This window comes from Parabacteroides sp. AF17-3 (assembly GCF_003635445.1).
Lineage (GTDB): Bacteria > Bacteroidota > Bacteroidia > Bacteroidales > Tannerellaceae > Parabacteroides > Parabacteroides goldsteinii.
Window position 1 is genome coordinate 391 of sequence record NZ_QTMM01000037.1, and the last position, 7,868, is coordinate 8,258.

11 protein-coding genes are annotated in these 7,868 nt (G+C 39.0%); 8 read left to right on the forward strand and 3 right to left on the reverse strand.

From position 1 onward, the window contains the following. Nucleotides 1–195: 195 nt before the first annotated feature. Both DWW91_RS27295 and DWW91_RS27300 read left to right on the forward strand, forming a co-directional pair. Nucleotides 196–762, forward strand: a complete 567-nt coding sequence (locus DWW91_RS27295) for a phosphoribosyltransferase (RefSeq protein ID WP_005868760.1) — start codon at nt 196–198, stop codon at nt 760–762. Between the two features lies 1 nt (nt 763). Next, nucleotides 764–1,378: an SLOG family protein gene (locus DWW91_RS27300; protein WP_005868759.1), complete on the forward strand. Its 615-nt coding sequence runs from the start codon at nt 764–766 to the stop codon at nt 1,376–1,378. A 193-nt stretch (nt 1,379–1,571) separates the two neighbouring features. On the opposite strand, the gene DWW91_RS27305 is transcribed toward DWW91_RS27300, so the two are convergent. Beyond that, nucleotides 1,572–2,735: an IS4 family transposase gene (locus tag DWW91_RS27305; RefSeq protein ID WP_005868407.1), complete on the reverse strand. Its 1,164-nt coding sequence runs from the start codon at nt 2,733–2,735 to the stop codon at nt 1,572–1,574. A gap of 261 nt (nt 2,736–2,996) precedes the next feature. Between DWW91_RS27305 and DWW91_RS27960 the strand changes: the two genes are divergently transcribed. Genes DWW91_RS27960 through DWW91_RS27315 form a run of 3 tightly spaced genes read left to right on the forward strand, consistent with a single transcriptional unit; the run spans nt 2,997 to nt 4,100 of the window. Continuing rightward, on the forward strand, nt 2,997–3,158 hold the full coding sequence (locus DWW91_RS27960) for a hypothetical protein (RefSeq protein WP_007564662.1): 162 nt from the start codon (nt 2,997–2,999) through the stop codon (nt 3,156–3,158). Between the two features lie 13 nt (nt 3,159–3,171). Further along, a complete protein-coding gene (locus DWW91_RS27310) occupies nt 3,172–3,621 on the forward strand; it encodes a DUF3791 domain-containing protein (RefSeq protein WP_005868755.1) in 450 nt (149 codons plus the stop codon). Further along, nucleotides 3,618–4,100, forward strand: coding sequence for a DUF3990 domain-containing protein (locus DWW91_RS27315; protein ID WP_005868753.1), 483 nt, complete (start codon nt 3,618–3,620; stop codon nt 4,098–4,100). The genes DWW91_RS27310 and DWW91_RS27315 overlap by 4 nt, the downstream gene beginning before the upstream one ends. A gap of 344 nt (nt 4,101–4,444) precedes the next feature. Here DWW91_RS27315 and DWW91_RS27320 read toward each other — a convergent pair whose 3' ends face one another. Further along, the gene (locus DWW91_RS27320) at nt 4,445–4,642 is read right to left on the reverse strand and encodes a hypothetical protein (RefSeq protein WP_007564664.1); all 198 of its coding nucleotides are present in this window, start codon (nt 4,640–4,642) and stop codon (nt 4,445–4,447) included. A 331-nt stretch (nt 4,643–4,973) separates the two neighbouring features. On the opposite strand from DWW91_RS27320, the gene DWW91_RS27325 reads away from it, so the two are divergent. From DWW91_RS27325 to DWW91_RS27335, 3 genes are all read left to right on the forward strand, one after another. Further along, nucleotides 4,974–5,309: a single-stranded DNA-binding protein gene (locus DWW91_RS27325; RefSeq protein ID WP_005868751.1), complete on the forward strand. Its 336-nt coding sequence runs from the start codon at nt 4,974–4,976 to the stop codon at nt 5,307–5,309. A 169-nt stretch (nt 5,310–5,478) separates the two neighbouring features. Next, nucleotides 5,479–5,817 carry a helix-turn-helix domain-containing protein gene (locus DWW91_RS27330; RefSeq protein WP_005868750.1) on the forward strand — a complete coding sequence of 113 codons (339 nt, stop codon included), beginning with the start codon at nt 5,479–5,481 and terminating at the stop codon, nt 5,815–5,817. After that, entirely contained in the window at nt 5,814–7,091 is a 1,278-nt protein-coding gene (locus tag DWW91_RS27335; protein ID WP_005868749.1) for a type II toxin-antitoxin system HipA family toxin, read from the forward strand. The genes DWW91_RS27330 and DWW91_RS27335 overlap by 4 nt, the downstream gene beginning before the upstream one ends. A gap of 157 nt (nt 7,092–7,248) precedes the next feature. Here the strand turns inward: DWW91_RS27335 and DWW91_RS27965 are convergent, their stop codons facing one another. Continuing rightward, nucleotides 7,249–7,410, reverse strand: coding sequence for a hypothetical protein (locus tag DWW91_RS27965; RefSeq protein ID WP_005868748.1), 162 nt, complete (start codon nt 7,408–7,410; stop codon nt 7,249–7,251). Between the last annotated feature and the right edge of the window lie 458 nt (nt 7,411–7,868).

The following is a 7,868-nucleotide window of genomic DNA, read 5'->3' on the forward strand; positions in this document are numbered from 1 at the left end:
TTGTCGTCCAAAACTTTTCTTAATCCCTCCTTCCTTATTGTTGTGTGCCGTAAAAAAAAGGCTCATAAACTCAGATGGGGCATGAAAGCTCAAAAAAAAAGTCGGCAGAAAGAAAAGGCCATCCCGGAAAGGGGTTTAAAAAAAGGTCTTTAAATCTAGCTGAAGCATAAGTTTAATTTTAATAGATAAAAGACTATGGCACATCAGAGTAAATATCCTAGTTTAGACAGACAATGGCATAAGATGATGTTTTCTTTCTTTGAGTATCTTCCTATGCAATATCGGCAGGCAACGGAAAGAGAATGGCAAATTCGTAAGATGATATGGAGTTTTAAGGATGGAAAAGCTTATTTGAATATAGCTTGGATGATAGCGAATAAGTTACATCAAGTTTTTGGTGATGATGTTAAGAATATTGTTTTTGCTTGTGTTCCGGCTTCTTCCGCTGATAAGAATGAACTTCGTTATAAGGGGTTTGCTTCGGCTGTGTGTAAGTTTTCAGGTGCTATCAATGCGTATGAACATATACGTGTCAGTGGAGATCGTTTGGCTATTCACGAGAAATTTGACAGCAAGTCGCTTCAAAAAGTACAAGTGATAGAATTTGACAAGGACTTTTTTCGGGGTAAGAAAATCTTGGTATTTGACGATATTTTAACAAAAGGGTTTTCGTATGCTCGTTTCGCATGTCAGTTGGAAAAAATAGGAGGTGAGGTTTTGGGAGGTTTCTTTTTAGGTAAAACAGTTGTCCGTATGTTATAAGATGAAAGAAAAAGAGAGTTATATAGAGAAGCAGAAGGATATCTTTGGAGATACTACTTGGTTCACTTATCGTTATGAGGTGAATGGAATGGTGTATGAAACTTCGGCAGGTTCGTTGGATATATGTAGAAAGGCACGTGATAAATGGATGAAAATGATGTCCGTTGCTTTTACCGGTCATAGAACGATACGAACAAATAAATATGCTTTGTCCGTATCGTTGAATGAAGAGGTACGTTTCTGCTATGAGAATGGAATCCGTTTTTTCTATATTGGTTGTGCGGTTGGATTTGACATGATGGCTGCTCATACCGTACTTGAACAAAGGAAACAATATCCCGATATGGTTTTGGTGGCGGTTGTTCCTTATGTCGGGCAAGATGTGTATTTCAACAAAGAGGACAAACAGAGGTATGCTGATATTTTGCGCCAAGCCGACAAGGTGGTAGTTCTATCCGAATATTATTATGCCCAATGCTATGCCCACCGTAATGATTACATGATTTCACACGCCTGTAGGCTGATTGCCTATTGGGATGGAAAATCTGCCGGAGGAACTTCTTATACGTTTAACAAGGCACAAAAAAAGAAATTGGTGATATACAATCTGTTTTGATTCAGATTGTATATCGTTGTTTTCCAGCGGTATGATCAAACGTGGCGATGTCATACTGTCTGGTTGCTGTAAGTGCTAATACTTCCGATGCAAAAGAGAAAGACACAATAAATATGAAAAGCAATGATAGATGAATTTTACTTAATTGTTTTACCTTTGTAAAACATTAGTGTCCCATTAAAATTGGGACGAATTAAAAATTAAATAAACTTGGCCCATTTGGTCCGAATCGTTCTTTGTCATTTTGAAATTTAGTTTTATCAAAGAGGTCTCTCAGATGAGTCTTATCAGTCAATGAGATGCTCAGTATTTGTAACACTTCATATGTACTTCTGTTCAGTTGCATATCGTGTTGAATGATTGCCACCAAACAGTAAGCGCATATAGCAGCATATATCTGTATTCGAACAGCATTCTCTGTAGTTCCCCAAAATCTTTTGATTTTAAGGTGCTGCTTGAGCCATTTGAAAAACAGCTCTACCTGCCAGCGATTTTTATAAAGTTCAGCAACTTGAAGCGCAGATATATGCATCGCATTGGTTATGAATGTAAATTCTCGTTCTTGTTCTTCATCCCAATATTTAACCAATCTAAGTGGCTCTGGATAATATTGTTTAGGATAGAATCCTGTCAGAAATACACTTGCGTCTGAAAGCACATTCTTAGGCAGCCTACGTTTCCATTGGATGGATTTGTACCCGAGATTCTTTTTTGCTCTGACAACAAAGTAGGCTTCAATTTGATGAATTTTATACAGTATTTTGAAGTTGTTATAACCGCGGTCAAAGATGTAATAAGAGCTTGGTTCATAAGGAATTTCAATCATAACTTTAGAATCGTGTACGGATGCTTCCGTGATATGAAAGAATGCAGGAATCTGTGTTTCCACATCATATAATGTATGCACTTTGATACCACCTTTCTTTTTGCGGAATTTTGCCCACCAAAAGACTGAAAGGCACAGGTCAATAGTAGTCGAATCGAAAGCATAAACGTTACCGCCAAGTTTGAAAATATGATTAGCACACTTTTGTCGTGCTTCGCTAACCAGGTAGTAAGCATATTCTTCAAAGATGTGATAGTCTCTATCTTGATTTGCTCTTGCCAGCGATGACTTTGATACATTTTTACCCATTCCTAAATGATAACATTTGGAATGATGAGCTTCAAGAGCAACTATCAAATCTCGCAGACTTTCACGATTAGAAAGTTGACCAAACATCAAAGCAAGTAGTTGATTCCAGCAGGTGAAGTGCTTCACATATTTATCACCATCATACTTGGTGACTATGCGGTTAAACTTACTTCGATTCAGAAATGAAGCCAATTGAGCGAAAACGTATTTGTCTTGGAACATATGCCATCGGATTAATCTGATGCAAAGCTACAAATTCAAGTCCGTTCGCTCGGAAAATCGCTGTAACTAACTAAATTTCAAATATTTCAAAGAACTCTTTTAGATTTTAATGGGACAACAATGTTTGTAAAAGGTAAAACAATATGCGTTTTTCAGATACAGAGAACAATATGACCTTTTGCATAGGTGTGTGTTGGTTAGGAACTCCAAATATGGAGTCGTTGCAGAAAATAATGATGAACTTGAATATTATTGATAAGGATGGAAACAATGGAAGCTAATGAACTGATGCGATATGCCTATGAATTACTGCAAGGGCATTCGAATGAAGAATGTGCCCGAATATTAAGAGAAGTGGTGGCCGAGTGTCAGGTGTGTATAAAGAACTGTGAAGAAGGTGTTTTCGAAAATATGCTAAAGTAATAACAACAAGAATATGGAAATTACTCATAAAAATCAAGGAGAACTTGACTCAACCATGCTCCCATTCGTGATGAGAGAGCTGGTAGAACTGGTCATGAAGAAAAAGGCATTGCCTTTAGGCGATGCACTGTATTATATATATTCTTCCAAGTTGTATAAATCTTTGCTGGATAAGAGTACCAAGTTATGGTATTCAAGTACATTGTCGCTTTATGAAACATTGGAGAAGGAAAAAACAGAAGAAAAACGACGGTATAACGGTGACACGAAGATCCTGCTTTTCAAGATGTTCTGCATTGAGAATTATAGGGAGGAAAAGAAACAAAGTGCGGAAGAAACCTTGTTGTTGTTTTCGGACTATGGGGTTTTTGATTTTTTGGATGAGACTTTTGAAATGCTTCATACCCAAGACCCCGAATATATATTAGATACTATAACGACTTATATCAATAAAAGAAAATGAGACTATTTCATGGATCTACAGTTACCGTGAAACGCCCTAATATACAGAAAGGACGGAAGGCTACGGACTTTGGGAAGGGATTTTATACGACAACCAACTTTGAACAAGCAAAAAAATGGGCTTTGTTGAAGAAGAACAGGGAACAGAGCGAAAAAGCAATCGTCTCTGTTTATGAAGTTCCCGATGATATTCTTGATAGGGAATATCCGGTTCTTCGGTTTATGGGTGCGACAAAAGAATGGCTGGAGTTTGTTGTCAACAACCGCAGAGGAAGAGAAAACGGTGACTATGACCTAATAATGGGGCCTGTCGCAAATGACCAGTTATATGCGACAATTCGGCTTTATGAACAGAGAGTTGTTACGGCTGAAGCCGCTATTGAGATGCTGAAAGCGCATAAGTTGTTCAATCAGCTTTCATTTCATACGGTAACAGTCGCTTTGTTGTTGAAGTTTGTTGAATCAATTGAAGTGGGGTAAAGAATATGTGAAGTGAAAATAGGGGGAAGTTTATCCCCCAATGGTAAGGTTGTTTTTTGCGTCCACTTAGTTTTTTCCCACCCACCCTTTCAGCGGAGTGACTGCCCGGCAGTCTGTTGCTTACCCATATGTCCTAGCCTTTTAGGGCTGTAGATAGGTAGTTGGATATTTCGCTGCCAAATCGGCAGTCCGCTTCAATCGTTTGCTTGCTTTTCTCCGAGTGGAGCCTTTCTGCTTTTCCGGTGGTGTAATCTTCTTTTATTGGAAACAGGTGTAGTGGCTGTATGCCTGTGTGGTTATGTTCTCCCGCAGAATCCGCAAGTCAGTTCTTCCGTTGCAGCTTTTCATTTTATCGTGCAGTCACTTTTTTCGATACGTGGAATATGATATGCTTCATTCTTCGGCTTCATTTTTTTAAAAGGAATTGCAGATGTTTCTTCCGGTGTGTCGATAGGCGGCTGACCATCTTTTCGGGATGTGCCATGCTTGCTGTCTAACCGGTTGTTTTTTGCATCCTTTCCAAACCTGTTACTGATTTTCAAGTTTTGTCTTTTTCATATCATTTTTTAGGGAAGTCAAATCATTTTCCGTTGCAAATATAGATTGTTGCTAACCCCTTTTACGGGGATAAGGGGACGATTCACAAACACCACGTTGTTATTCGTCTGAAATCTTCCTTTTTTTGCCTTGCATAAAAAGCGTATTTAACCCGAATTATTTGCTGCCATCTTCACCAATAAAAAAGTTACAAATCTTCCTTTTTCCGGCCAGCATAAAAAGAGTATTTATATCTTTTTTCATGGTGTCCCCCAAAGCCAACAATCAGTTATTGCACTGTAAAATTGATTAATTAACTTCTAAAAAATCAGAGATATGAAAAAGATTGAAAATTCATTCGCAGTAACAGGCAGGATTTGTAGGGATGCAGAAATCCATTTATTCGAAATAGTAAAGGTTGCACACTTCTCTATTGTGGTCAGTCGCATAGGCAAGATAAATGAAGAAAAAACATTTGTTTCCTCTGTTATGAAAGTTGAAGCCTGGAGTAAGATGGAAGACCGCTATGCTTTTTGGATACTGCAAAAAGATGTACTGATTACCGTTGAAGGCTACTTTAAGCCGGAAGAATGGACGGATTCTAAAAGTGGGGAGAAACGTAACCGCATTGTGATGGTAGCTACTAAGTTCTACCCGACTCCGGAAAAATAAGAACCCCCGGACTAAAAAGAAAAAGCAATCAAACGATTGAAGCGGCACAAGGTCGCTTCAATCGTTTGCTAATGCGGCAGAAGATTATAAAAAAAGTGTTTCTTAATTTGGTGATTTTCAGATTTATCGGTATTTTTGTATCAAAAATGATACCTAAATATGTTTTTCTATGAAAAGATTATATGATACATATACAATATACGAATTTTCAGATGAATGTATTGTAAAGGAAATCTGCAAGAGAGTTAAGTCTATAAGACTTAGCTGCTGTTTTTCCCAGCAAGAATTTGCGGATAAGGCAGGAGTATCTATCGTTACTATTAAGAGAATAGAATCTTGTAAAGTAAGTGATATTGCCCTAAGTACATTGCTTAAGATTTTGCGTATAAGTGGAACTCTTGAAGGCGTTGTCGGTTTGGTTCCGGAACTTCCAGACTCCCCTTTCCTAATCAATGAAAAAACAGGTAAAAGAATACAAAGAATTAACGGTAAACGTAAGATGGTATGAAGAAAGAGCCGATTATAGTGAATGTATATCTGTGGGGGACTTGCATTGGCAAATTGAATTGGGACTTTGAAAAGCATTGTTCTGTATTCCAATTTACGGATGAATATAGGAAACAAGATTATGATATATGCCCTTCCACACACCCTAAGAGAACCCCTTTGTTTGCGTCTTTCTATGGGAATAAAGATAAATTATATCAAGGGCTTCCGGAATTTCTTGCAGATGCGCTTCCTGACAAATGGGGGGCTTCCCTATTTGACCAATGGCTCACGGATAATAATATAAAGGTTACGGAATCATTGCCTCTATTGAAGCTCTCTTATATTGGCAAGAGGGCTATGGGAGCATTGGAATTTGAACCGGAATTTAATGATGATGCCATCCATGAGTCAGTAAATATGTCATCATTGGCAACTTTGGCTTCTAAAATATATAATGATCGAGATGCTGCTGTCATATCACCGGAGGATAGCCTCACGATGAAAAAGTTGATATATCTTGGAACTTCTGCCGGTGGCATGCGCCCGAAGGCAGTGATTGCCTATAATCTCGAAACGGAAGAGTTTCGTTCCGGCCAGGTGGATTTGCCTGAAAATTTTAAGCAGTATATCATCAAATTTAAAGAAGCAGATGACTCTCCTACCACAGAGATAGAAATGGTATATAGCGAAATGGCAAAGGCGGCGGGAATCAACATGATGCCATGCTTCCTGAAAGAAATTGATGGAAGAAATCATTTCGTAACGGAAAGATTTGATCGTAAGAATGGAGAAAAGCTCTTTAGTCAGACCCTTGCGGCCATTATGCCGGGTGCAGATGATTATATGAAGCTGTGTTGGATAGCAGAGACTCTGAAACTTCCCCAGGAAGACAAAGATCAGATATTTATCAGAATGGTATTTAATTATGTCGCAGGTATATCCGATGATCATAATAAGAACATATCGTTTATCATGGATAAGGCAGGGGTATGGCGTTTATCACCTGCATATGATGTAATGTTCACGGCAAATACATGGGAAAATTCTTCAGCACACATTCATTCGATGGGCGTGATGGGCAAAAGGTCTGCCTTGACTACAAGTGATTTCGTCAACTTTGCCGAGGATTTTGTAGAGGAGCCCGAAAAGAAGATATTACAGGTGTTCGATGCTGTAAGCAAATTTCAATCGTTATGCGCCACGTATGGCATAGATAAGGCTATATTTGATAAAATCCAACATGTATTGGATGGATTGGTCACTGATGATTTGGATTTGCTGCAATTAACTTAAAGAACAGTAGATGGTGATAGTTGCTCCAGTCTTTTCTGGAACGGCTTTCTTTTCTTTTGAGATCTTTATACCCCTATTTGTTATTTTGGAGAAAGTCACATGTTTCCCACCCACCCTTTCAGCGGAGTGACTGTCCCCGTTTCAGGATTTCTCATAGTCACTCGCAGGCTCCGTGATTGTGTGAAATCCAGGAATGGGGAAGGCAAAGGAGAGAGGCATATCCGGTCTGCTTTCGGAGCTTCGGCCACATCGAGACAACCTCTTTCCGGCGGCTATGCCACTCTCCTTTTATTTGCCCGGCAGTCTGTTGCTTACCCATATGCCCCAGCCTTTTAGGGCTGTATATAGGTAGTCGGATATTTCGCCGCTAAATCGGCAGTCCGCTTCAATCGTTTGCTTGCTTTTCTCCGAGTGGATGCCTTTCTGTTTTTCCGGTTGTATAATCTTCTTTTTCCGGAAACAGTTGTAGTGGCTGTATGCCTGTATGGTTATGTTCTCCCCGCAGAATCCGCAAGTCTGTTCTTCCGTTGCAGCCTTTCATTTTATCGTGCAGTCACTTTTTTCGATACGTGGAATATTGTATGCTTCATTCTTCGGCTTCATTTTTTTAAAAGGAATTGCAGAGGTTTCTTCCGGTGTGTCGATAGGCGGCTGACCATATTTTCGGAATGTGCCATGCTTGCTGTCTGACCGGTTGTTTTTTGCATCCTTTCCAAACCTGTTGCTGATTTTCAAGTTTTGTCTTTTTCATATCATTTTTTAGGGAAGTCAAATCAT